The following is a 20,490-nucleotide window of genomic DNA, read 5'->3' on the forward strand; positions in this document are numbered from 1 at the left end:
GAGGCACGGGTCCGCTGCCCGGTCCTTCCGAAAGGAACCGGTGCGGCCAACCAACGCTGTCGGATTGGGTACCGCATCTAGCGAGTCGCGGGGGCATGTGCAAGCGGCAGGCTAGCGCAGGCCGCGCATCCAGAACTGCATCGGGTGCGGATCCGATTCCGCGCGATCGATGTCCTTCCACTCGAAGCTGGTGGTGAGCCCTTTCACGGGGGCATAGCCGCGCTTGCGCCAGAAGCCGTCGAGCGGGCGATTGTCCGCAGGGCGGAGGGGGTGGTCGGAAGGTCGGACGACGGCGCAGAAGGTCGTTCGGTCGGCGCCGCAGGCGCGAGCGTGCGCCTCCCGGGCATCGAAGAATGCGTGGCCGACGCCGCGGCCGCGATACTCGGACAGCAGTACCGACTCGCCGAAATAAAACAGGTCGTCGATCGGGATGTTGCGTTGTGCGAAGGGGGATCTAACCTCCGCATCTTGCCCGGTCATAGGCGATGCAGTGGCCGCTCCCACGATCGTTCGGCCGTCGCGCGCGACGACGAGAACCGCGTGCGGCGCGCAGGCGAAAGCGCGCAGATACTCGCGCTCGTAGCGCTCGTCGCCCTGGTACAGATAGGGCCATGCGCGGAAAACGGCGATCCGCAGGCGCGCGAGTTCGGCGATCATCGGTTCAATCGAGGCGCCGGTGAGCGACAGGATTTCAGGAGAGGGCATCGCTCGCTTGTCGCGAAGTCGCCGCGCCGAGGCAAGGCGAGTGCATTTTTAGTACTACGCGTTCGTTTCTTTGCAGAAACGATTCTGCTGCGGGCGCAAGGAGCTTCGCCACAAAGAGAAGAGACGTCCCAGCGATGGCCGGGACGCCTCAGTCTTTCGGCAAGCGCCGTGGAATCACGGGCTGTCGGGATCGTCGTCGCCGAAGATGTTGATCGCTTCGGTGACTTCGAGGATCGCCACCACGCCGACGATGCCGCCGATGATGAACAGCGGGCTGAACTCCGCCGCCTGATCATTCGCTTCCGTCGCCGCCGTGCTGGCGCGGGCGAGGCTCAGAGCATTCGCCGAAGCAGCTGCCTGCGCGACACCTGCCGACGCCACGAGGGCAATTGCGGCTGCCGATGCCGCGATCTTCTTGAAAGCCATACGCTCCCTTTCACTTAGCGCCCGGAATCGGGCGCGGCAGTCGTATAGTATAGTTTTCGCATCGCATCAACGCGCAGCGCCGCAACAATATAGATGTAGATCAAATAATGGTGACAACTGCAAAGCCCGCAGCAAGTAAGGCAAGGAAAATCCAAGCAAAAAGATCGAGCCGCTTTTCGATGAACGCCTGCACGGGCGCGCCGAACCGTTTCAGAAGTGCGGCCACGAGGAAAAAGCGGATGCCGCGCCCAACCAGCGCGAGGATGACGAAAAAGGCGAAGTTGTAGCTGAAGAAGCCGTTGGCGATGGTGATCAGCTTGAACGGCAACGGCGTCACGCCTGCGGTCAGCGTAACTGCGGCACCCCATTCGTCGTAGAGCGCCCGCAGTGCCACGACCTTGTCCTCAAGATGGTAGAGTCCGATCAGCCACTGGCCGACGGTATCGAACAGGAAATAGCCGATCGCATAGCCGAAGATTCCACCCGCCACCGATGCGAGCGTGCAGACGGTAGCGATCCAATAAGCCTTCTCGCGCCGCGCGAGCACCATCGGGATCAGCATCACGTCGGGCGGGATTGGAAAGAAGGAGCTTTCGGCGAACGACACCGCCGCCATGCTGCGCATCGCGTGGCGATGATGCGCCATGCGGAGCATCCAGTCGTACAAGGCGCGAAACATCAATCCCCCCGGAACACGCGCTCCGCGGCCGCCATGGGTTCGCGGCGGTGATGGCAGGGGCGCTCGGATTCGAACCGAGGGCCTTCGGTTTTGGAGACCGACGCTCTAACCAGCTGAGCTACGCCCCTGTGCGGCTGGCGGATGTAACCGCAGCCCGCGCATTCGGCAAGCGCGACGTTCACGCCGCCGCATAGTTTCCTGGGCGCCGGATGGCGAGACCGCGTGCTTCCTCCACAGGAAGCGGCCGCCCGAAATAATAGCCCTGCACCTTGGTGCATCCCAGCGCCTGCACCATGTGATGCTCGTCCTCGGTTTCGACGCCTTCGGCCGTCGTGGCCATGCCCAGGCTGTCGGCGAGCGCGACGACAGCGCGGATGATGGCGATGGCCTCTTTCGTGCCTTTCGACGCCCCCTGAACGAAACTGCGGTCGATCTTAATCGACGAGAAGCGCGTGCGGCTGAGATAGCCGAGCGACGAATAGCCGGTGCCGAAATCATCCAGGCTCAGGCGCACGCCCAGATCGAGGATCTTGTCGAGCACCTGCACGGCTGCGGTGCCTTCGCGCATGAAGACGCTTTCGGTCACTTCCAGCTCGAGACGATCGGCGGGCAGCCCGGATTGTGCGAGCGCCTGAGCGACCACGCCGACGAAAGCGGGATTGTGGAGCTGCTCGGGGCTGACGTTCACTGCCACCCGGATCGACGAATCCCAGCGGGCGGCCTCGTCGCACGCGGCGCGCAGAACCCATTCGCCCAAATGTCCGATCAGCCGTGCGTCTTCGGCCAGGGGCACGAACTTGGCCGGAGAGACATTGCCGAACTCCGGATGCGTCCAGCGCAGCAGCGCCTCGAAGCCCATCAACTGCCCGCTCGCGGCATCCACCACCGGCTGGTAGTTGAGGTGCATCTGGTTGTTCTCGACTGCGGTGCGCAGTGCGATTTCCAGCACGCGCCGTTCTTCGGCGGCCATGTGGAGCTGCGGTTCATAGGCATGGAAGACGCCGCCGCCCGCGTCCTTCGACCGATAAAGAGCAAGATCCGCCGAGCGGATCAGCATTTCGGCCGTGCGCCCGTCCCGGGGCCCGATCGCAAGCCCCACTGATGCACCGATGTACAGCGTGTGCTGATCGACCTCGTACGGGCGCGACAAGGTCTCGATGATCGTGTGTGCGAGCCGTTCTACCCGGACGGTGTCCGAGGCGTCGCCGACAACCACGGCGAACTCGTCGCCGCCCAGACGGCCGATCATCTCGTTTTCGGTGATGAGCTGTTGCAGGCGCTCCGAAACGCGCCCGAGCAGGCGATCCCCGATCGGGTGACCGAGCGTATCGTTGACTGCCTTGAAGCGATCGAGGTCGATCATCATGAAGGCGCAGCGCGCGCCCCATTTCTCGGCCTCGCCCATCGCCTTGGCGAGCGCTTCGTTGATGAACAGGCGATTCGGCAGTCCGGTCAACGTGTCGAAGCGCGCCATCTTGTTGATCTTATCCGCCGATTCGCGCTGCTCGGTCACGTCCGAACCGACACCGCGGAACCCGCGGAAGGCGCCGCGATCGTCGAATCGCGGGCTGGCGGCCATTTCCCACCAGCGCTCGGCGCCATCGACATAGACCGGCAGCAGCAGATCGCGGAACGGCTCGCGCGCCTTCAGCTTCTCGGCGAGTTCGCGCAATCCGGCTGCGAAATTGCCGGCTTCCCAGGTCGGGCCGGCGAGCACCTGAAGAATGGGCATCCCGTTGATCGCCTTGGGATCGACGCCCAGCGAGACGGCGAAGCGCGGGTTTGCGCGCACCACGCGGCGTTGCGCATCGATTTCCCACAGCCAGTCCGAGCCCGATTCCTCGAATTCGCGCAGCAGCAGACTCACCGTCTCGTCGCGCTCGGCGATCGCCATTTCGCCGGCGCGGATGACCACCAGCGCCTTGCCGCGCGCGAACGTCGCCATCGTCAGCAGCAGCGTGAACAGCAATGCCGCTCCGGCCAACACCGGCGATCCGATCCCCAGCGCCAGCGTCGCCGCCATCGAGACGCCGACAATGCTGACGAACACGATGGTCGCGAGCGGAAGCGCCGCCATCGCGACTGCCGAGGCAGTCATCAACAACGAGAGGACGGTCCACAGTCCGAGGATCGCGTTCGCATCCGCGGCATAGCCGAAGGCAAGCGGCGGCACCGACCAGACGGCGCCAAGCGAGACACCGTCGAGCACCGTATCGCGCACATGCGCGAGCGTCGCGGTCGTACCGGTGCCGTTGCGCACCGCGAGGCGGCGGAAAGCGACGGCTGAAGCGACTGCGGCGGCAACAGCGCTCCAGCTTGCGAGCTGCCACAGGGGCACCAGCGGCGCGAGAATCAGCACGACCAGCGCCGCGCCGACGACATTCGCGCCGAGCATGAACAAGGCAAGCTGACTGCCGGCATGCATCTGCGCAGCGCGAATCGGGCCCCAGTCGGTCGTATCCGCGGGGTCGTAAAGCCCGAGCAGCGCCCGCGCGTCGATCCTCGGCTTGGCAAATTGCGAGTTGGTCTGACTGGTCACACCGCGGCAATAGCTTGCGGAGGTTATCGAGAGGTTAGACGCGCCCGGTCGCGGAAAAAAAAGCATGCGCTGCGGACAGTTCCAGTCAGTCGCAACCGAAGGCGAGCGGACGCGAAGCCGCGGCCGCCGGAGACGGAATCCGGCGGCGGACCAGTAGGGTTACGATTCGGTCAGGCCGCGATGTCGTAAGGCTTGATTTCGCCGGCAAGGTAGAGATTGCGTGCCTTGGCGCGGCTGAGCTTGCCCGAGCTGGTGCGCGGGAGCGTGCGCGGCGGAACCAGTTCGATGACGCAGTTCATGCCGGTGACCGAACGCACGCGTTCGCGGATTTCCTCGCGCAGACGCACGCGTTCCTGCTCGTCGGAGGTACGGCACTGGACGAGCACCGCGGGGGTCTCCTCGCCGCCCGGCGTGGTTATCGCGAAGGCCGCGATGTCGCCCTGTTTGAAGCCGGGCAACTGCTCGACCGCCCATTCGATGTCCTGCGGCCAGTGATTGCGGCCATTGACGATGATCATGTCCTTGGCGCGCCCGACGATGTAGACATAGCCTTCGGAAATATAGCCCATGTCGCCGGTATCGAGCCAACCGTCCTTCATGCAGGCGGCGGTGGCGGGTTCGTCGCGGAAATAGCCCACCATCACGCTGGGGCCGCGGCACCAGAGCTTGCCGATCGCCTTCTCGGGTAGCGGCGTGCCATCCTCTTCGCGGATTTCGACTTCCATGTCCTTTACCGGCTTGCCGCAGTTGACGATGGCGCGGAAGCGCTGCGGCCGATCGGCGCCATGGCTGGCCCCCGATAGCTGGGTCTCCTCGACGAGTTCGACCTGGATACCTTCGCCGGGAGGCATGATCGACACGGCCAGTGTCGCCTCGGCCAGGCCATAGCTCGGAAGGAAGGCCGAAGCCTGAAACCCGGCGTCGGCGAAGGCATCGACGAACGACTGCATCACGTCGGGCCGGATCATGTCGGCGCCATTGCCGGCCACGCGCCAGCGGCTGAGATCGAAACGCTCGCTCGCCTTGGTCTGGCTCGACATGCGGCGCGCGCAGATGTCGTAGCCGAACGTCGGCGAATAGGAGAGGGTAGTGCCCGGATTGCGGCTGATGAGGTCGAGCCACGCCAGCGGACGCCGGGCGAAATCCTCTGTCTTCAGATAATCGGTCGAAACCTGGTTCGCGACCGGCGACAGGAAGCAGCCGACGAGCCCCATGTCGTGATACCAGGGCAGCCAGGAAACGCAGCGATCGCCTTCCTGAAGCTCCATTCCGTGACTGTGCGCGGACAAATTGTTGAGCAGCGCGTGGTGCGTGATCGCGACGCCGTGCGGAAAGCGAGTCGATCCGCTCGAATATTGCAGATAGGCGATGTCGTCGGTGGATGCGGGCGGCAGTTCCGCCGGCGGCGCCGGGCGTTTGCCGAAGCTGTCCCAGTCCATCCCCTGGACACCCGCGATCCGTGCAGCCTCTTTCGCCATCGCCGAAAGCTCGGCCGGATAGATCAGCATCAAGGGATCGCAGCTCGAGAGCTGGACGCGCAGTTGCTCGATGTACGAACTCGCGCCGCCGAACGAGGTCGGCAGCGGCAGCGGCACCGGCCAGGCCCCGGCATAGACCACGCCGAAGAAGAGGCTGGCGAACTCGGTTCCCGTTTCCGCGATCAGCGCGATACGATCCTGCGGGCGCACGCCTGCCGCGATCAGGCGATGCGCCTGCGCAAGCGCATCCGCGCGCAACTCCGCGAAGCTGTATGCCCGCGCAAGCTTTCCCCGCGCATCGTGGAAATTCAACCCGCGAACACCCCGCGCGGCATAGTCCAGCGCCTCGCCGAGTGTCGCGAAATCGGCGAGCCGGCGCGGCAATATGGTATCATCGGTCGGCGTCGGAGCCAGTGTCGCCGGCGTTGCCGCGATGGTGTCGAGCGATCCCGTAACGTCCAATTCCATTCTTTCCCGTGCCCCTACCGTGGCAGGCCGAAGTTCCCCCACGCAGTACCACTGCGCTCGGCTCTGCTACGCACTCTCGTTCAAAATCGGTTGGCACTGTGGCACAATCATGGCGCATGCGCCGCGAACGTCGTCCTCCGCAACCGCTCGATCCCGCAGCTCTGGAGCGGCTCGCGCTACGCTATGTCGAGCGTTATGCGACCACGCGTGCCCGGCTGTCGGCCTATCTCGAGCGCAAGCTGCGCGAGCGGGGCTGGGCCGGCGAGAGACCGGCGGACACTGCTGCGCTGGCCGAGCGGATGGCCCAGCTCGGCTATGTCGACGATCGCGGCTTCGCCGAATCGCGCGCGGCGGCAATGGCCCGGCGCGGTCTTGGCGCACGCCGCGTCCGCCAGGCGCTCTATTTCGCCGGCATTGACGAAAGCGATGCGGCCGCAGTCATCCCGGCTGCGGAGGCGGAGGCGACCGCAAGCGCGCTCGCCTTCGCCCGACGGCGGCGGATCGGGCCCTATGGCCGGGAAGCGGCGGACCGCGATCTCCGCGAGCGCCAGGTGGCGGCAATGGTGCGCGCCGGGCATTCGCTCGCGCTGGCGCGGACGATTGCCCGGATGGCGCCGGGAGACGACCCCGAGACACTGCTGGAGACGGATTAGCACAAAGCAATTCCATTTCTGGGAAATGCTGTGTTAATGTCGTTCCTCGGGGGACAACGAAAATGCGTGCCGAGACGCAGCGAGCGCAACACGAATATGAGGTCGCGGCGCTCGAGTCCGATGAACTGGACTCGGCGGAGGATCGCGAGGGACAGCTCTTGTCGGGCGTCGTCAAATGGTTCGACGTCACGCGCGGGTTCGGATTCGTCGTCGCCGACGATGGTACGGCCGGAGACATTCTCGTCCATTTCACTGTCTTGCAGGAACATGGCCGGCGCAGCCTCCCGGAAGGCGCGCGAATCGAATGCGTTGCGGTGCGCCGGGAGCGCGGCCTGCAGGCGCGCAGCATCACGGCGATCGATCTGAGCGAAGCAGTGGAGCCGCAGCGTCCGCGTTGCACCGAATCCGCGGACCGGCTGAAGCTGATCGCCTCCGCCGGGCCGTTCGAGCCGGTCGCGGTCAAGTGGTTCAATCGCCTGAAGGGCTATGGATTCCTGGTGCGTGAGTCGAAACCGGGCGATATATTCGTCCATATCGAGACGCTGCGGCGGGCCGGGATCGAGGAGGTTGAGCCCGGCGAGCCGCTGCGCGCGCGAATCGTCGAAGGCGAAAAAGGACCGCTCGCGGCGGCCGTCGAAAGGAACTGTTGAACTCATGATCCGTATGCGTGCTTTCGGAACCGCTCTCGCGGCCGGCTTCCTCGTGCTTGCCGCCGGCTGCCGCGGTGATGCAGGCGCGAACCAGTCGGCGGGCACTGTCGCCGCCGCGAAGATCCCGGTGACGATCGAAACCGGGGAGGGCAGCCACACCTTCAATGCCGAGGTGGCGGCGACACGCCAGGAGCAGGACCGCGGGCTGATGTATCGCACCGATCTGGGGCCCGACGACGCCATGATCTTCACTCCCTATCCGGCGGAAGGCGGGCCGCCGCGCGAGGCGAGTTTCTGGATGCAGAACACGCCGACTCCGCTGGACATCATCTTCATCCGCGCGGACGGCACGATCGCGCGAATCGTCGAGAACACGATTCCCTATTCGCAGGATCGCATCCGCTCGGGCGAGCCGGTCAGCGCCGTGCTCGAGGTGGTGGGCGGACGCACCGCCGATCTCGGGATCTCCGAGGGCGATACCGTGCGCTGGCCGGGGCAGGGCGGCTGAGTTCGGGCTGCCGGCACAGCGAAGCGGGCGCACTGGCATGTCGCGGGATACAGCGGGCCATTGCCCGCCGCCCGCCTCCGGGCTAATCGGCGGACCATGGGCATTTTGAAGTCGATCTTTACCTGGTGGGATGGCGCCACCATCGGCACGCGTCTCAGCCTTCGCGGTATGGACAAGGTGGGCGAGGATTCGCTCGGCAACGTCTATTACGAGGGCGGCAAGGACGTACATGGCCGACCCCGCCGCTGGGTGATCTACAGCGGCGCAAATGACGCGAGCCGCGTGCCGCCGGAATGGTTCGGCTGGCTCCACCATCAGATCGAGGAACGGCCTGACGCCGCGCTGCCGCCGGTGCGCGCCTGGCAGAAGCCGCCGGTGCCTAATCTCACGGGTACTGCGCTCGCCTATCGCCCCCCGGGCGCGCTCGACGCGGGCGGACAGCGGGTGCGCGCCACTGGCGACTATGAGGCGTGGACGCCCGACGCATGATGCGCATCGGGCCGATCGGGGGAGGCGCGGCGCTGCTGCTGCTGGTGCTCGCCGGCTGCTCAGGCGAATCGGAGGAAAACGGCAACGCCGCGATCGACGAGATCGTGACGAGCGCGGCACCGCCCGCGCCGGGGCTCGATGCGTCCGGTGCGGAGGTGGTGACCGTCGGCACGGGATCGGCCGCGCTCACCGAAGGCGCGACTCCGATGGCGGAGCGAGTCGCCGTGCTCGGCCTGCTCAACAAGCGGAACGGCGAAACCCGCGAAGTGGAACTGCGGCCCGGTCAGGCGGCGCGATGGGGCGACATGATCGTGCGGCTGCGCGCGTGCGAAAAGACGGCACCGTGGGAGCCGGATGAGTATACCGGCGCGTTCGTTCAGCTGGACGTCCAGCAGTTCGACGAGAGCTGGAACCGAGTGTTCTCCGGCTGGCTCTACAAGGAGCGGCCGGCGCTGAACGTCGTCCGCCACGGCATCTACGACGTGTGGCCCAAAAGCTGTGCGATGACTTTCCCCGACAGCGGCCCGGCGACGGTTTCGGCCGCCGCCGTGGCTTCGGGCGGCGGAACAGCCGCAGTCACCAGCCGGTCGAGTGCGCCGAATGCGCCTGCCGAGGACAGCGCGGAGAGCGCACCGGAGCCGACGCCGCCTGCGGAGTCGCCGAGCGCCGAGGACAGCAGCGACAGATAAGCGTCGCGCGGGATTTCCACTGCGCCCATTGAGGCCAGGTGGTCGGTCTGAAACTGGCAGTCGAGCAGCGTGAAGCCGCCGACCTTCAGCCGCGCGACCAGCCAGGCAAGCGCCACTTTCGATGCATCGCGAACGCGCGTGACCATGCTCTCGCCGAAAAAGGCGCGGCCCAGCGCAAGTCCATAGAGGCCGCCGGCCAGCCGGTCGCCGTCCCAGCATTCGATCGAATGGGCGAAGCCGCGGCGGTGAAGCCGAGTGAAGACCTGCGCGATCGGTCCGTTGATCCACGTATCCGGGCGGTCCTCCGACGCTTCGGCACAGAGCGCCAGCACGTCCTCGAACGCTGCGTCGGCGGTCAGTCGAAAGCGGTCGGCGACGATCGTCTTGCGCAGCGACTTGGAGAGATGAAAGCCGTCGAGCGGCAGCACGCCGCGCAGCTTGGGCTCCACCCAATAGACACTCGAGGCGGCGCGATGGTCCGCCATGGGAAAAACGCCCATGGCATACGCCCGCAGCACCAGTTCGGGGTCGATTTCCTGACTATGCCGGATCGGGTGACTCATCGGGTCAGGACTGCGCCGCCAGCCGCCGCTCGATCGCCTGCCAGAGATCGGCGAAGGCACGCGCGGCGGCGGTGCGCGGCGCGAAGCCCCCGACGGGCCGACGCCGGACCGCCATCGATTCGACGATGCTCGCCATCGGGATCACCGGCCAGTCGGGATGATGCTCCAAGGCTTCGGCGTGGAGCTTGCGCCGCCGGTCGACCATCGAATGGACCGGCATCAGCGCAGTCTTGCCCTTCTGCTTGCCGAGATGCCGCGACACTTCCTCGAACGCGCGGGCGGAGAGTGGGGAGGGGATCACGGGCACGACGATCAGATCGGCGGCACGCATCACCTGCTCGCTGGTTTCGGTGAGCCCCGGCGGACAATCGAGCAGCATCCTATCATAGGCCTTGTCGAGCTGGCCCAGCAGCTTGGCGAGCCGCTTCTTCTTGTCGATCTCGTGGAACAGCAGGTCGAGCGTGCGCAGCGAGGTGTCGGCGGGGATCAGGTCGAGCCGTTCGATGTCGGTGCGGCAGACCAGCTTCGATGGCTCGATGTCCTTGGTGAAGACCGCCTGCGCCGGATCCTTCGCCTTGGGCTGTACTCCGGCGAGGTAGGTCGAGGCGGCCTGGGGATCGAGATCCCACAACAAAGTCCGCCGCGCCGAGGTGATCGCCGAACACCAGGCGAGATTGACCGCGAGAGTCGTTTTCCCGACGCCGCCCTTCAGGCTGTAGATCGCGATGGTCGCCAAGCCCCGATTCCTCCGCTTTTCGACTACCCCGAAGGTGCAGCCTGCGCGCCGCGGGTGCAACGAAAAAGGGCCGGCGAATCGCTTCGCCGGCCCCGCTGGTGATGGAGTTTCGCGCCCGATCAGGTGCTGCAGGTGAGCGTCGGCCCTTCGGGCTGGTCGAGTGTCACGCCGGTGCGGTCGCCGGTGAGCGTATAGCCTTCGCCGGTGTAGGGCTGGCCGGCGGCTTCGGCGCGCAGCATCGTGCCGGTCGGCGCCTCGGGATCGACGCGCAGATTGGCCTGCTCGTCGCCGGTGAAGAAGTCGACGGCGATGACTTCGTTGCCCGGCTGGCAGCGGAAGGTGACGCTGGCGCTGATCGCCGGCGGCAGCTCGACCGGCGCGGCGTTCGCCAGCTCGGACGCCATCGGATCGGGCGCGCGGCTGTCGACTTCCTCGACCTCGTTCTGGCAGGCCGCGAGCGAGAGAAGCGCAGCGGCGGCGGCGGTGCAAAGGGTGAATTTCTTCATAGGATATGCTTCGCTGATGCAGCAACAATCGTCAAGATAGGGCTTGTTGCGGGGGTTGTGAGTTTTTGCATCGCAATGATGCCGATCGGTTCAGGTTCGCGTAACAATATAACTTGTCGCGTGCAAGGCCGCACTCATTCGTGAAACTCGCTTGCCTCGGGGATGCGGCCGAAAGCGATGCCGGTGCCGATCCGATCGAGCCGCCCTCCGTTGAGCGGGCCGACGCTCACGGCGTTGCGGCCGAAGCGCGCGTTGAGCCGGTCCATCGCCCGGCTGAGCGCAAGCGTGCGCGTCTCGCGCGCGAGCGGATCGCCCGGATCGAGCGCGGCGAACAGCGAGCCCTGATCGGCGCCGACGGGCTCTATCTCGCACAGAGTGACACCGATCATGCGCAGGCGGAACCCGCCCGGACGCGCGCGCCCCGCCTCGGCGAGCCGCGGCCAGAGCCGGTCGAGCGCGGCGAGGATCGCGAAACTGTCCTGCGTGGCGGGCAGGCGGACGCTGGTGCGCCAGACGGTCTTGTCGTCCTCGAACCGGCCATGGAGCACGAGCAGCCGGCTGCGATATTCCTTGCGGCGCAGCCGGGCCGCGGCCTTGAGCGCGAGGCGCCGCGCAGTGAGCCGGGCCGGCTCCAGCCCGCGCCGCTGCGGCGACAGGACGTGGCTGTGGCCGATGGTGCGGCTTTGCGTCGGCTTTTCGGGCAAGTCGAAGCCATGGAGCAGATACCACAGCCGGTCGCCGTTCACCCCGCCCCAGGCGCTCCCCGCCTCGCGCGGGCGGCGGGCGCAGAGCTGGCGGATGTCGAGGATGCCGTCCTGCGCCAGCCGCCGCTCCATCTTGGCGCCGATCCCGGCGATGTCGCGCAGCTTGAGCGGGTAGAGCGCGTGCGGCAGCATGTCGGCGGTCAGCACCACCAGCCCGTCGGGCTTGCGCAGATCCGACGCGAGCTTCGCGAGCAGCCGGTTGGGCGCAATGCCGATCGAACTGGTGAGGCATTCGCCCACATTGGCGCGGATGCCCGCCTTGATCCGCCCTGCCAGCGCCACCGCCGCCTCGGGGCTGTTCTCATTGTCGAGCAGCCGGCAGGCGACTTCGTCGATCGAACAGACTTTGTCGACCGGGACATGGCGCCAGACCTCGGCGATCACGGCTTCGTGAAAGGCGACGTAGCGATCGTGCCGGGCGGGCGTGATGACGAGATCGCGGCACTTGCGCTTCGCTTCCCACACCGGCGTGCCGGTGCCGATGCCGAAGCGCTTCGCTTCGACCGAAGCGGCGATGGCGACGGTGGTGTCGGCATCGACCGGCGCGACGATCACCGGCCGCCCGCGCAATTCGGGCTGGAGCTGCTGCTCGACGCTGGCGAAATAGCTGTTGAGATCGAGAAACAGCCAGCGCAGCGGGCGGGGCGGCAGCGCAAGCGGCTTCGCTTCGCAGTTTTCGCGGCGATTCATCGCGAAAGTTGCGCCCGGCTGTTCGATCATTGCGCGACTCGCAAGAGGGATGCGGAACAATAGCGGAACGCACGCCTGTAGGACAGTCCCGCCGAGCGCCCTGCAACGCGACGCCTGCGTTGACGGCGGCGGCGGCGGAAGACAGGGTTCGTGCGCTTGCGACAGGAGAGGCGGATGCGCGTGTTGATGGCGGGGATAGCGGCGGCGCTGCTGGCGGGATGCGGCGGCGGCGAAGAGGCGTTGCCGGCGAACGACGCGGTCGAGGAGAATGTCTCGACACTGGCAGGCGGTCCGATGCTCGGACCCGTCGATCTGTCCCAGCCGGTGCGCGCCTTCGGCAACGATCCCTATTGGATGGTCGATCTGGCGCCCGGCACAATCTATTATTTCGACCATGCCGGCGACGCGCCCGAGCCGCAGCAGCTCTATTTCGTCGCGCCCGAACTGACCGGCGACAGCGCCGTCTACACCACCCAGAACACCGAAGGCACTCCGGCGGTGCTGACGCTGACCGTCGAACCCTGCACCGAGGCGGGCACGCCCGAGAACGCACTGCCGCTGACCGCGCAGCTGCGGCTGGGGGACGTGCTGCTCCGCGGCTGCGCGGGGCAGGGGCTGGAGGATGCCGAAGCCGATCCGACGGCGGCGAACGAAACGGCGGCGGAGTAGCGGACCGAACCGACAGCGCCCTCAAGTTTCGCTTGCTTGCCGAGGCGCCGCCTGCGTCCCTATCTAGCGGCCATGCATGCGACTTCCGACACGCTCGCCCTTATCGGCAACACGCCGCTCGTGCGCCTGAAGGGGCCGAGCGAGGCCAGCGGCTGCGACATTTTCGGCAAGTGCGAATTCGCCAATCCCGGCGCTTCGGTGAAGGACCGGGCGGCGCTGTTCATCGTCCAGGACGCCGAGGCGCGCGGGCTGATCGAGCCGGGCGGCACGATCGTCGAGGGGACGGCGGGGAACACCGGCATCGGGCTGGCGCTGGTCGCCAACGCCAAGGGCTATCGGACGATCATCGTCATGCCCGAGACGCAGAGCCGCGAGAAGATGGACACGCTGCGCGCGCTGGGCGCCGAGCTCGTCCTGGTTCCGGCCGCACCCTATTCGAACCCCGGCCATTTCGTGCACACCAGCCGCCGCATCGCCGAGGAGACGCCGAACGCGATCTGGGCCAATCAGTTCGACAATATCGCCAACCGCAAGGCGCATATCGTCGGCACCGCCGAGGAGATCTGGCAGCAGATGGAAGGCCGGGTCGACGGTTTCACCTGCGCGGTGGGGACCGGCGGCACGCTGGCCGGCGTGGGGTTGGGGCTGAAGGAGAAGGATCCCGATGTCACCATCGCGCTCAGCGATCCGCATGGCGCCGCGCTGTACGAATATTATGCGCATGGCGAGCTGAAATCCGAAGGATCGTCGGTCGCCGAGGGGATCGGGCAGGGGCGGATCACCGCCAATCTGGAAGGCGCGCCGGTCGATACGCAGTTTCGCATTTCCGACGAGGAAGGGCTCGAATGGGTGCGCCGGCTGCTCGACGAGGAGGGGCTGTGCCTGGGCCTTTCGTCGGGAATCAACGTGGCGGGCGCGGTGCGGCTGGGGCGCGAGCTGGGGCCGGGCAAGCGCATCGCCACCATCCTGTGCGACACCGGATTTCGATATCTGTCGTCGCTGTACAATCCCGAGTGGCTGGCGGCGAAGGGGCTGCCGGTTCCGCTGCGTCTCGAACAGGAACGTTCCTGAAGGATGACAGCGCCGATTTCCGGCGTTACATTTATGCCACAGTGATGAGACCGGGTTCGCAGGATTCAGCACAGGCGATGCAGCGCGTTCGGGTCGGCATGACCGGGCTGGCGATGGTGCTCATCCTGATGGGGCTCGCCAGCGCGATCTTCACTTCGGCCAATCGCGACGATCCGGTGTCCGCGGTGGGGGCGCCCAAGGCCGATGTCGTCGCGAACATGACGGCCGAGAGCAGCGGCAACACCACCGCCGAGCAGAGCGACGAGCCGCTCGCCGAGCTGGGCGTCGCGCCGCCGAGCACCGCCGCGACCGAATCGGTCGACGCTTCGGCGATCGCCCGGCAGCTCGAGGCGCAGCGCGCGGCACAGCGCGAAGCAGGCGAGGCGGCGCTGCGCGCGGAGGCGGAATCCCAGGCGGAGCGGGAGCGCTAGGCGCGGCCCGCCGGGCCACTTCTTGCAGGACAGGGGCTCAACGGCGCCGGGCACCCCGAACCGCATTGGCCCCACAAGCATTTGCCTCACCAGGGCGCGCGAGGCGCGATGGGAGACCGGCCGTGCGCCGCAAGGCCGGGGCGCTTACGGTCCACCATTCCCTCCGCAACAGGCGCGGCCCCTCTCTGCATCGCCGGGGCACCTGCTGAGCGCGCGGCTGATCCGTCGAGCATGCGCCGCCGAAGCGGAGTCTCACGCGACGGCGGCGGGCATTTCGGGGATCGCGGGGGATTTGCCCCCATTCCGGCCGCAGCGGCGCGATTAACCATGTATCTGCCGGAGAAGGGGGAAAACGAACAAAGAACAAAAGCAGAAGTTAAATAAAACTCTGGTGGCAAAAGGGGCTGAGTGGGGCTAATTCCCCTGTAATCCCCGTCTGGCCCGTTGCCTCCCAATGCGTTTCTTGCTACCAATGATGGTTAAGGGGGCACGTCCCTTTTCTCCGTCGGCTGGGTGCAGCCGGGGCCGGTCACGCGACCGCGCTTCCCGGGGCGGGAAAGTGCGTGCCTCGTGCAGGGGTGCGCGTGACGGATCGGGAACTCTACGAAGGCTTCGCGCTGCAGTCGGTCGACGAAAAGGGTCGCGTCGCGATCCCCGCCGACCTGCGCAACGCGGCCGAGCGGAATTCCGACGTGCGCCAGGTCGTCGTCGGCATGAGCGAAATCGATCCCTGCCTCACTGCCTATGATCTTGCCTGGTCGAAGGAGCTGCATGCGCGGCTCGAGCGCATCGAGCGGCTGGCGATCGACCGCGGCGAAACCGTCGATCTGCGCGCCAAGCGCCGCGCCTTCGGTCAGGTGGAAAAGGCGCCGTTCGACGGCAGCGGCCGCTTCGTGCTGCCCACCTTCTTCCGCCAGAAGGCGAAGATCGGCCGCTGGGCCTTTTTCTCCGGCGCGGGCGATACTTTCGACATCTGGGCGCCCGAGCAGCTGATGCAGGCGCCCGACGTCGATCCCTTCCTGCGCGAGATGTGCGAATTCCTGTGCCAGCAGAAGGGAGTCGCGCTGTGACGCACGACGCCCCCCATATCCCCGTCCTGCTCGACGAAGTCGTCGCGGCGCTCGCCATCGTGCCTGGCGAGAGGCATGTCGACGCGACCTTCGGGGCGGGCGGCTATACCCGGGCGTTCCTCGAGCGGGGAGCCGAGGTGGCCGCCTTCGATCGCGATCCGAACGCGATCGAGGGCGGTCAGCCGCTGCTCGCGGCGAGCGGCGGGCGGCTGGTGCTGATCGAGGCGCCTTTCTCCGCGATGGAGGGCGAGCTGGACCGTCGCGGGCTCGCGCCGGTCGATGGCGTGACGATGGATATCGGCGTCTCGTCGATGCAGCTCGACGAGGCCGATCGCGGCTTTTCGTTCCAGGCCGACGGGCCGCTCGACATGCGCATGAGCCGATCGGGGCTGACCGCGGCGGAATGGCTGAACACCGCCGACGAAGGCGAGATCGCCGACGTGCTCTATCGCTATGGCGAGGAGCCGCGCTCGCGCCGGGTGGCTGCGGCGATCGTCTCCGCAAGGCCCCTTAAGCGGACTTCCGAACTCGCGAACGTGGTTAGGAAAGCGTTAGGGCATCGGCCGCACGAGAAGAAGGACCCGGCGACGCGGGCGTTCCAGGCCATCCGCATCCACCTCAATCGCGAGCTCGACGAACTGGCCGAGGGGCTGGAGGCCGCCGAGCGCGTGCTGAAGCCGGGCGGGCGGCTGGCGGTGGTGACGTTCCACAGCCTGGAGGACCGGATCGTGAAGCGCTTCCTGCGGACGCGCAGCGGATCCGAGCCTGCGGGATCGCGTCATCGCCCGGTCATCCGCGATCGGGCAGAGCCGAGTTTTGAAACACCCCGGCGCGCGGTGCGCGCCAGCGAGGCGGAAATCGCCCGAAACCCAAGGGCCCGGTCGGCGACGCTGCGCGTGGCGCAGCGGACCGCGGCCGCCCCCTGGTCGACGCGTGAAGGAGTAGAGTGATGGCGGATTATGGCTTGAAGGGACTGGGCTGGTTCCTCTGCGGCATGATCGTGGCGCCCGCCTGTTATCTGGTGACCAGCCAGGTCGCCGCCGAGCGCGCCGATCTCGCCGCGATGGAAGCGGCGATCGCGAAGGCGCACAAGGACATCCGCGACCTGGAGACCGAGTTCAACACGCGCGCCAACTTCGCGCAGCTGCAGCGCTGGAACGGCGACGTGCTGGCGATGGCGGCGCCGGGCCCGGACCAGTATCTTGCCGATGCGCAGCAGCTCGCCAGCCTCGACGCGATGGAGGGCGGATTGCAGCACGCCTCGCTGCTGGTGCCGGCCGATGCGCCCTCGCCGACGGCGGCCGCGCCGATCGAGCAGGCGGAGAATGTCGCGCCGAGGCCTGCAGTGCGCGCCGCGCCGACCCCGGCGCCCGCCCGCGCCGCTGCGCCGGAGCAGGAGCGCCAGCGCGAGCCCGTGCGCGGCCCGGTGCGCTATGCCCAGCGCGACAACCGCCTGATCGAGCGCGGCGCCGGCGAAGCGGTTGCGATGCTCGACGACAGGCTGCTGAGCGCGGGCACGCTCGCCGAACTGCGGCAAAGCGCACAGGCCGAACGGGCGTCGCTGCAGTGATCGTGCTGGTCGCACCTCCCGCGCAGGAGCGGTCCGGCGGCGCGCGTGCGTCGCTGGTCGCCGTCGCGCAGGTGCGGCTGATGATGCTGCTGCTGCTGTTCGCCGCGGCGGTGCTGGCGATTCTGGTACGGCTGGCGGTGCTCGGCATCGGCGCCGAACCGCGTTCGATCCGCAACACCGCGGCGGTGCTGCTGCCGCTGCGCGGCGACATCGCCGACCGCAACGGCACGCCGCTGGCGCGGACCATCGACGCCTGGACGATCGGCGTGCATCCCGATCGCGTGATCGGCGACAAGGCCGAGCTGGCGCGCGAGCTGCATGCGCTGATGCCCGAGAAGAGCGCCGCCTGGTATCATCGCCAGCTGACCGCGGACACGAGCTTCCGCTATCTGCGCCGCCGCGCGCTGCCCGAGCTGGTGGCGCAGGTGAACGCGCTGGGCGAGCCGGGCATCGGCTTCAGCCGCGAGCCCGAGCGGCTCTATCCGCAGGGAGCGCTGGCGGCGCATGTGCTCGGCTACGTCAACCGCGACGGCAAGGGGCTGCGCGGGATGGAGCGCGTGCTCGACGCGCAGCTCACCGATCCCGAGGCGCGCTCCGAGCCGGTGCAGCTTTCGATCGACCTGCGCGTGCAGGCGGCGCTGGAGAATGAGCTGGCGCGCGCGATGGCCGATTTCCAGGCAGCCGGCGCGGCGGGCGTGATCCTCGACGTGGCGAACGGCGAAGTGCTGGGCATGGTCTCGCTGCCGAGCTTCAATCCGAACAACGTCAACGGCACCGTGGCGCCGATGAACAACGTCACGCAATCGGTCTATGAGCTCGGCTCCACCTTCAAGCCGATTGCCGCCGCGCTGGCCGTCGAGAGCGGTGCGGTATCGTCGATGGCGCGGCGCTTCGACGCGACCGAGCCGCTCAAGGTCGGCCGATTCACGATTCGCGACGACCATGCGCAGAACCGCTGGCTCAACATTCCCGAGACACTGATCCACTCGTCGAACATCGCGACCGCCCGGATCGCCGCCGAGCTGGGCCGCGAGCGGATCGAGGAGATGTTCCGCAAGCTCCATTTCGACACTCGCCCGCAGATCGAGATCGAGACCGGCCGCACGCTGTGGCCGAACTATTGGGGCGAGACGACGACGATGACGGTCGCCTATGGCCATGGCATCGCCGTAACGCCGCTGCATCTCGCGCAAGCCTATGCCGCGCTGGTGAACGGCGGCATCTGGCGCCCGGCGACGCTGCTGCGCACGCCCGCGGGCGCGCCGCCCGAAGGCGAGCGCGTGTTTTCCGAAAGCACCAGCGCGCGGATGCGCCAGCTCCTGCGGCTGATCGTCACCGAGGGCACCGGCCGCAATGCCGATGCAGCCGGCTATCGCGTCGGCGGGAAAACCGGGACCGCCGAGAAGACAGGCGACGGCGGCTATTCGCACAGTCAGAACGTCTCGACCTTCGCAGCGGCTTTCCCGATGGACGCGCCGCGCTATGTGGTGATCGCCATGCTCGATTCGCCTCAAGGAACCGCCGCCTCCTTCGGACAGCGCACCGCCGGCTGGACCGCCGCGCCGGTAGTCTCGCGCGTGATCCAGCGTACCGGCCCGATGCTGGGAGTGATTCCCGATCCGCGCCGTGACGTGAACCTCGCCGAACTCCAGCCGCTGCTGTGGAAGGCGCCCGGCCAGGAAGCGGCGGGCCAATGAAGCTGGGCAGCTTGACCGGCGGAAACGAAACCGCCGTCGTGACCGGATTCGCGATCGATCATCGCAAGGTGGCGCCGGGAACGGTGTTCGGCGCCTTTCAGGGCGCGCGCGTCAACGGCGAGGATTTCATCGCCGAAGCGGTGCGCAGCGGCGCGGTCGCCGTGGTGGCGCGGCCCGAAGCGCGTGTCGAAGGCGCGGTCCATATCGCCGACGCCAACCCGCGCGAGCGCTTCGCGCGGCTGGCCGCGGCCTTTTTCGCGCCGTTCCCGGAAACCGCGGTCGCCGTCACCGGAACCAACGGCAAGACCTCGACGGTCGAGCTCACCCGCCAGCTCTGGCGGATGGCGGGGCATCACGCGGCCTCGATCGGCACGCTCGGCGTGTCGACCGCCGACGAAAGCGTCTCGACCGGGCTGACGACACCCGACGTCGTCACCTTCCTTTCGAACGTCGCCGGGCTGGCGCGCGAAGGTGTGACGCATGTCGCCTTCGAAGCGTCGAGCCACGGGCTTACCCAATATCGGACCGAGGGGATCCCGGCGCAGGCGGCGGCATTCACCAACCTCAGCCGCGACCATCTCGATTATCACGGCGACATGGCGGCCTATTTCTGCGCCAAGCTGCGGCTGTTCACCGACGTGCTGGCGCCGGACGGAACCGCCGTGGTGTGGGCCGACGACGGCGAATATTCGGCACGGGTGATCGATCTCGCCCAGGCGCGCGGCAACCGGCTCGTCACCGTCGGCACGCGCGGCGACACGCTGCGGCTGGTCTCGCGCGATCCGACGCTGCTCGGCCAGGGGCTGGTGGTCGAAGCCGAGGGGCGCGCGCACAAGCTGACGCTGCCGCTGATCGGCGCCTATCAGGCGGCGAATGCGCTGACCGCAGCCGGGCTGGTGATCGCGACCGGCGGCGACGTGGCGCAGACGCTGTCGAACCTTGCCCGGCTGCAGCCGGTGCGCGGGCGGCTGGAGCGCGCGGTCATCACCAAGGCCGGTGCTCCGGTCTATGTCGATTATGCGCATACGCCCGATGCGCTCGAGGCGGCGATGGCGGCGCTGAAGCCGCACACGGCGGGGCGGCTGATCGTGGTGTTCGGCGCGGGCGGGGACCGCGATCGCGGCAAGCGCGAGCCGATGGGCATGGCCGCCCGATCGGGCGCCGACGTGGTGATCGTGACCGACGACAATCCGCGCAGCGAGGACCCGGCGGCGATCCGCGCCGAGATCCTGAAGGGCGTGGCCGGTGCGCGCGAGATCGGCGGGCGGCGCGAGGCGATCGCCGCGGCAATCGCCGAAGCGGGGCCGGAGGACATCGTGCTGCTGGCGGGCAAGGGGCATGAACAGGGGCAGATCGTGGGCGAACTGGTGCTGCCGTTCGATGATGTGAGCGTCGCGCGCGAGTGCGCGGCGTGAGGCGGTGCGACACAGGGGAAGGCT

Annotated in this window: 21 protein-coding genes, 1 tRNA gene and 1 pseudogene; 13 read left to right on the forward strand and 10 right to left on the reverse strand. The window is 67.5% G+C overall.

From position 1 onward, the window contains the following. Positions 1-111: 111 nt before the first annotated feature. The 6 genes from H7V21_RS00345 to H7V21_RS00370 form a co-directional block, all read right to left on the reverse strand. Positions 112-705 (reverse strand): GNAT family N-acetyltransferase, encoded by a 594-nt coding sequence (locus tag H7V21_RS00345; protein WP_188054683.1) that lies wholly within the window; start codon positions 703-705, stop codon positions 112-114. Between the two features lie 174 nt (positions 706-879). Continuing rightward, positions 880-1,131, reverse strand: coding sequence for a hypothetical protein (locus H7V21_RS00350; RefSeq protein WP_188054684.1), 252 nt, complete (start codon positions 1,129-1,131; stop codon positions 880-882). A gap of 100 nt (positions 1,132-1,231) precedes the next feature. Further along, positions 1,232-1,810, reverse strand: a complete 579-nt coding sequence (locus H7V21_RS00355; protein ID WP_188054685.1) for a YqaA family protein — start codon at positions 1,808-1,810, stop codon at positions 1,232-1,234. Positions 1,811-1,861: 51 nt separating this feature from the next. Continuing rightward, positions 1,862-1,938, reverse strand: a tRNA-Trp gene (locus H7V21_RS00360). 50 nt (positions 1,939-1,988) lie between these two features. After that, positions 1,989-4,415, reverse strand: coding sequence for a GGDEF and EAL domain-containing protein (locus H7V21_RS00365; protein WP_188054686.1), 2,427 nt, complete (start codon positions 4,413-4,415; stop codon positions 1,989-1,991). 104 nt (positions 4,416-4,519) lie between these two features. Continuing rightward, positions 4,520-6,295 (reverse strand): fatty acyl-AMP ligase, encoded by a 1,776-nt coding sequence (locus tag H7V21_RS00370; RefSeq protein WP_188054687.1) that lies wholly within the window; start codon positions 6,293-6,295, stop codon positions 4,520-4,522. A gap of 116 nt (positions 6,296-6,411) precedes the next feature. Here H7V21_RS00370 and H7V21_RS00375 point away from each other — a divergent pair, with 116 nt between their 5' ends. The 5 genes and pseudogenes from H7V21_RS00375 to H7V21_RS15785 all read left to right on the forward strand — a co-directional run. Then, positions 6,412-6,948 carry a regulatory protein RecX gene (locus H7V21_RS00375; RefSeq protein WP_188054688.1) on the forward strand — a complete coding sequence of 179 codons (537 nt, stop codon included), beginning with the start codon at positions 6,412-6,414 and terminating at the stop codon, positions 6,946-6,948. Positions 6,949-7,010: 62 nt separating this feature from the next. After that, positions 7,011-7,598 carry a cold shock domain-containing protein gene (locus H7V21_RS00380; RefSeq protein WP_188054689.1) on the forward strand — a complete coding sequence of 196 codons (588 nt, stop codon included), beginning with the start codon at positions 7,011-7,013 and terminating at the stop codon, positions 7,596-7,598. Between the two features lie 4 nt (positions 7,599-7,602). Further along, the gene (locus tag H7V21_RS00385) at positions 7,603-8,106 is read left to right on the forward strand and encodes a DUF192 domain-containing protein (protein ID WP_262503931.1); all 504 of its coding nucleotides are present in this window, start codon (positions 7,603-7,605) and stop codon (positions 8,104-8,106) included. A gap of 96 nt (positions 8,107-8,202) precedes the next feature. Beyond that, the gene (locus H7V21_RS00390; RefSeq protein ID WP_188054690.1) at positions 8,203-8,595 is read left to right on the forward strand and encodes an NADH:ubiquinone oxidoreductase subunit NDUFA12; all 393 of its coding nucleotides are present in this window, start codon (positions 8,203-8,205) and stop codon (positions 8,593-8,595) included. A gap of 206 nt (positions 8,596-8,801) precedes the next feature. Continuing rightward, positions 8,802-9,035: pseudogene (locus H7V21_RS15785) on the forward strand (DUF2155 domain-containing protein); the annotation flags it as partial. A 35-nt stretch (positions 9,036-9,070) separates the two neighbouring features. Here H7V21_RS15785 and aat read toward each other — a convergent pair. From aat to H7V21_RS00415, 4 genes are all read right to left on the reverse strand, one after another. Then, entirely contained in the window at positions 9,071-9,847 is a 777-nt protein-coding gene (aat, locus tag H7V21_RS00400; RefSeq protein ID WP_188054691.1) for a leucyl/phenylalanyl-tRNA--protein transferase, read from the reverse strand. A gap of 4 nt (positions 9,848-9,851) precedes the next feature. Continuing rightward, on the reverse strand, positions 9,852-10,583 hold the full coding sequence (locus tag H7V21_RS00405; RefSeq protein ID WP_188054692.1) for a ParA family protein: 732 nt from the start codon (positions 10,581-10,583) through the stop codon (positions 9,852-9,854). Positions 10,584-10,702: 119 nt separating this feature from the next. Further along, positions 10,703-11,089, reverse strand: coding sequence for a hypothetical protein (locus tag H7V21_RS00410; protein WP_188054693.1), 387 nt, complete (start codon positions 11,087-11,089; stop codon positions 10,703-10,705). A 134-nt stretch (positions 11,090-11,223) separates the two neighbouring features. Continuing rightward, the gene (locus H7V21_RS00415; RefSeq protein WP_262503932.1) at positions 11,224-12,543 is read right to left on the reverse strand and encodes a type VI secretion protein ImpB; all 1,320 of its coding nucleotides are present in this window, start codon (positions 12,541-12,543) and stop codon (positions 11,224-11,226) included. A 174-nt stretch (positions 12,544-12,717) separates the two neighbouring features. Here H7V21_RS00415 and H7V21_RS00420 point away from each other — a divergent pair, with 174 nt between their 5' ends. From H7V21_RS00420 to H7V21_RS00455, 8 genes are all read left to right on the forward strand, one after another. Next, a complete protein-coding gene (locus H7V21_RS00420; RefSeq protein WP_188054695.1) occupies positions 12,718-13,212 on the forward strand; it encodes a hypothetical protein in 495 nt (164 codons plus the stop codon). Between the two features lie 72 nt (positions 13,213-13,284). Then, the gene (locus H7V21_RS00425) at positions 13,285-14,283 is read left to right on the forward strand and encodes a cysteine synthase A (protein ID WP_188054696.1); all 999 of its coding nucleotides are present in this window, start codon (positions 13,285-13,287) and stop codon (positions 14,281-14,283) included. Between the two features lie 44 nt (positions 14,284-14,327). Continuing rightward, on the forward strand, positions 14,328-14,714 hold the full coding sequence (locus tag H7V21_RS15790; RefSeq protein ID WP_262503933.1) for a hypothetical protein: 387 nt from the start codon (positions 14,328-14,330) through the stop codon (positions 14,712-14,714). A gap of 584 nt (positions 14,715-15,298) precedes the next feature. Next, positions 15,299-15,784: a division/cell wall cluster transcriptional repressor MraZ gene (locus H7V21_RS00435; RefSeq protein ID WP_188054697.1), complete on the forward strand. Its 486-nt coding sequence runs from the start codon at positions 15,299-15,301 to the stop codon at positions 15,782-15,784. Continuing rightward, entirely contained in the window at positions 15,781-16,734 is a 954-nt protein-coding gene (gene rsmH / locus H7V21_RS00440) for a 16S rRNA (cytosine(1402)-N(4))-methyltransferase RsmH (protein ID WP_188054698.1), read from the forward strand. The genes H7V21_RS00435 and rsmH overlap by 4 nt, the downstream gene beginning before the upstream one ends. Then, positions 16,734-17,354: a hypothetical protein gene (locus H7V21_RS00445; RefSeq protein ID WP_262503934.1), complete on the forward strand. Its 621-nt coding sequence runs from the start codon at positions 16,734-16,736 to the stop codon at positions 17,352-17,354. The genes rsmH and H7V21_RS00445 overlap by 1 nt, the downstream gene beginning before the upstream one ends. Beyond that, entirely contained in the window at positions 17,351-19,051 is a 1,701-nt protein-coding gene (locus H7V21_RS00450) for a peptidoglycan D,D-transpeptidase FtsI family protein (RefSeq protein WP_188054699.1), read from the forward strand. The genes H7V21_RS00445 and H7V21_RS00450 overlap by 4 nt, the downstream gene beginning before the upstream one ends. Then, positions 19,048-20,466 (forward strand): UDP-N-acetylmuramoyl-L-alanyl-D-glutamate--2,6-diaminopimelate ligase, encoded by a 1,419-nt coding sequence (locus tag H7V21_RS00455; RefSeq protein ID WP_188054700.1) that lies wholly within the window; start codon positions 19,048-19,050, stop codon positions 20,464-20,466. The genes H7V21_RS00450 and H7V21_RS00455 overlap by 4 nt, the downstream gene beginning before the upstream one ends. Positions 20,467-20,490: the final 24 nt, after the last annotated feature.

Source organism: Sphingosinithalassobacter sp. CS137, from assembly GCF_014334115.1.
Taxonomy (GTDB): domain Bacteria; phylum Pseudomonadota; class Alphaproteobacteria; order Sphingomonadales; family Sphingomonadaceae; genus Sphingomonas.

Coding starts and splice junctions, on each gene's coding strand:
- H7V21_RS00345 (WP_188054683.1), bottom strand. CDS start 705: ATGCCCTCTCCTGAAATCCTGTCGCTCACCGGCGCCTCGATTGAACCG.
- H7V21_RS00420 (WP_188054695.1), top strand. CDS start 12,718: ATGCGCGTGTTGATGGCGGGGATAGCGGCGGCGCTGCTGGCGGGATGC.
- H7V21_RS00380 (WP_188054689.1), top strand. CDS start 7,011: ATGCGTGCCGAGACGCAGCGAGCGCAACACGAATATGAGGTCGCGGCG.
- H7V21_RS00385 (WP_262503931.1), top strand. CDS start 7,603: ATGATCCGTATGCGTGCTTTCGGAACCGCTCTCGCGGCCGGCTTCCTC.
- H7V21_RS00365 (WP_188054686.1), bottom strand. CDS start 4,415: ATGCTTTTTTTTCCGCGACCGGGCGCGTCTAACCTCTCGATAACCTCC.
- H7V21_RS00410 (WP_188054693.1), bottom strand. CDS start 11,089: ATGAAGAAATTCACCCTTTGCACCGCCGCCGCCGCTGCGCTTCTCTCG.
- H7V21_RS00415 (WP_262503932.1), bottom strand. CDS start 12,543: ATGAATCGCCGCGAAAACTGCGAAGCGAAGCCGCTTGCGCTGCCGCCC.
- aat (WP_188054691.1), bottom strand. CDS start 9,847: ATGAGTCACCCGATCCGGCATAGTCAGGAAATCGACCCCGAACTGGTG.
- H7V21_RS00375 (WP_188054688.1), top strand. CDS start 6,412: ATGCGCCGCGAACGTCGTCCTCCGCAACCGCTCGATCCCGCAGCTCTG.
- H7V21_RS15790 (WP_262503933.1), top strand. CDS start 14,328: ATGAGACCGGGTTCGCAGGATTCAGCACAGGCGATGCAGCGCGTTCGG.
- H7V21_RS00425 (WP_188054696.1), top strand. CDS start 13,285: ATGCATGCGACTTCCGACACGCTCGCCCTTATCGGCAACACGCCGCTC.
- H7V21_RS00455 (WP_188054700.1), top strand. CDS start 19,048: ATGAAGCTGGGCAGCTTGACCGGCGGAAACGAAACCGCCGTCGTGACC.
- H7V21_RS00350 (WP_188054684.1), bottom strand. CDS start 1,131: ATGGCTTTCAAGAAGATCGCGGCATCGGCAGCCGCAATTGCCCTCGTG.
- H7V21_RS00390 (WP_188054690.1), top strand. CDS start 8,203: ATGGGCATTTTGAAGTCGATCTTTACCTGGTGGGATGGCGCCACCATC.
- H7V21_RS00445 (WP_262503934.1), top strand. CDS start 16,734: ATGGCGGATTATGGCTTGAAGGGACTGGGCTGGTTCCTCTGCGGCATG.
- H7V21_RS00370 (WP_188054687.1), bottom strand. CDS start 6,295: ATGGAATTGGACGTTACGGGATCGCTCGACACCATCGCGGCAACGCCG.
- H7V21_RS00355 (WP_188054685.1), bottom strand. CDS start 1,810: ATGTTTCGCGCCTTGTACGACTGGATGCTCCGCATGGCGCATCATCGC.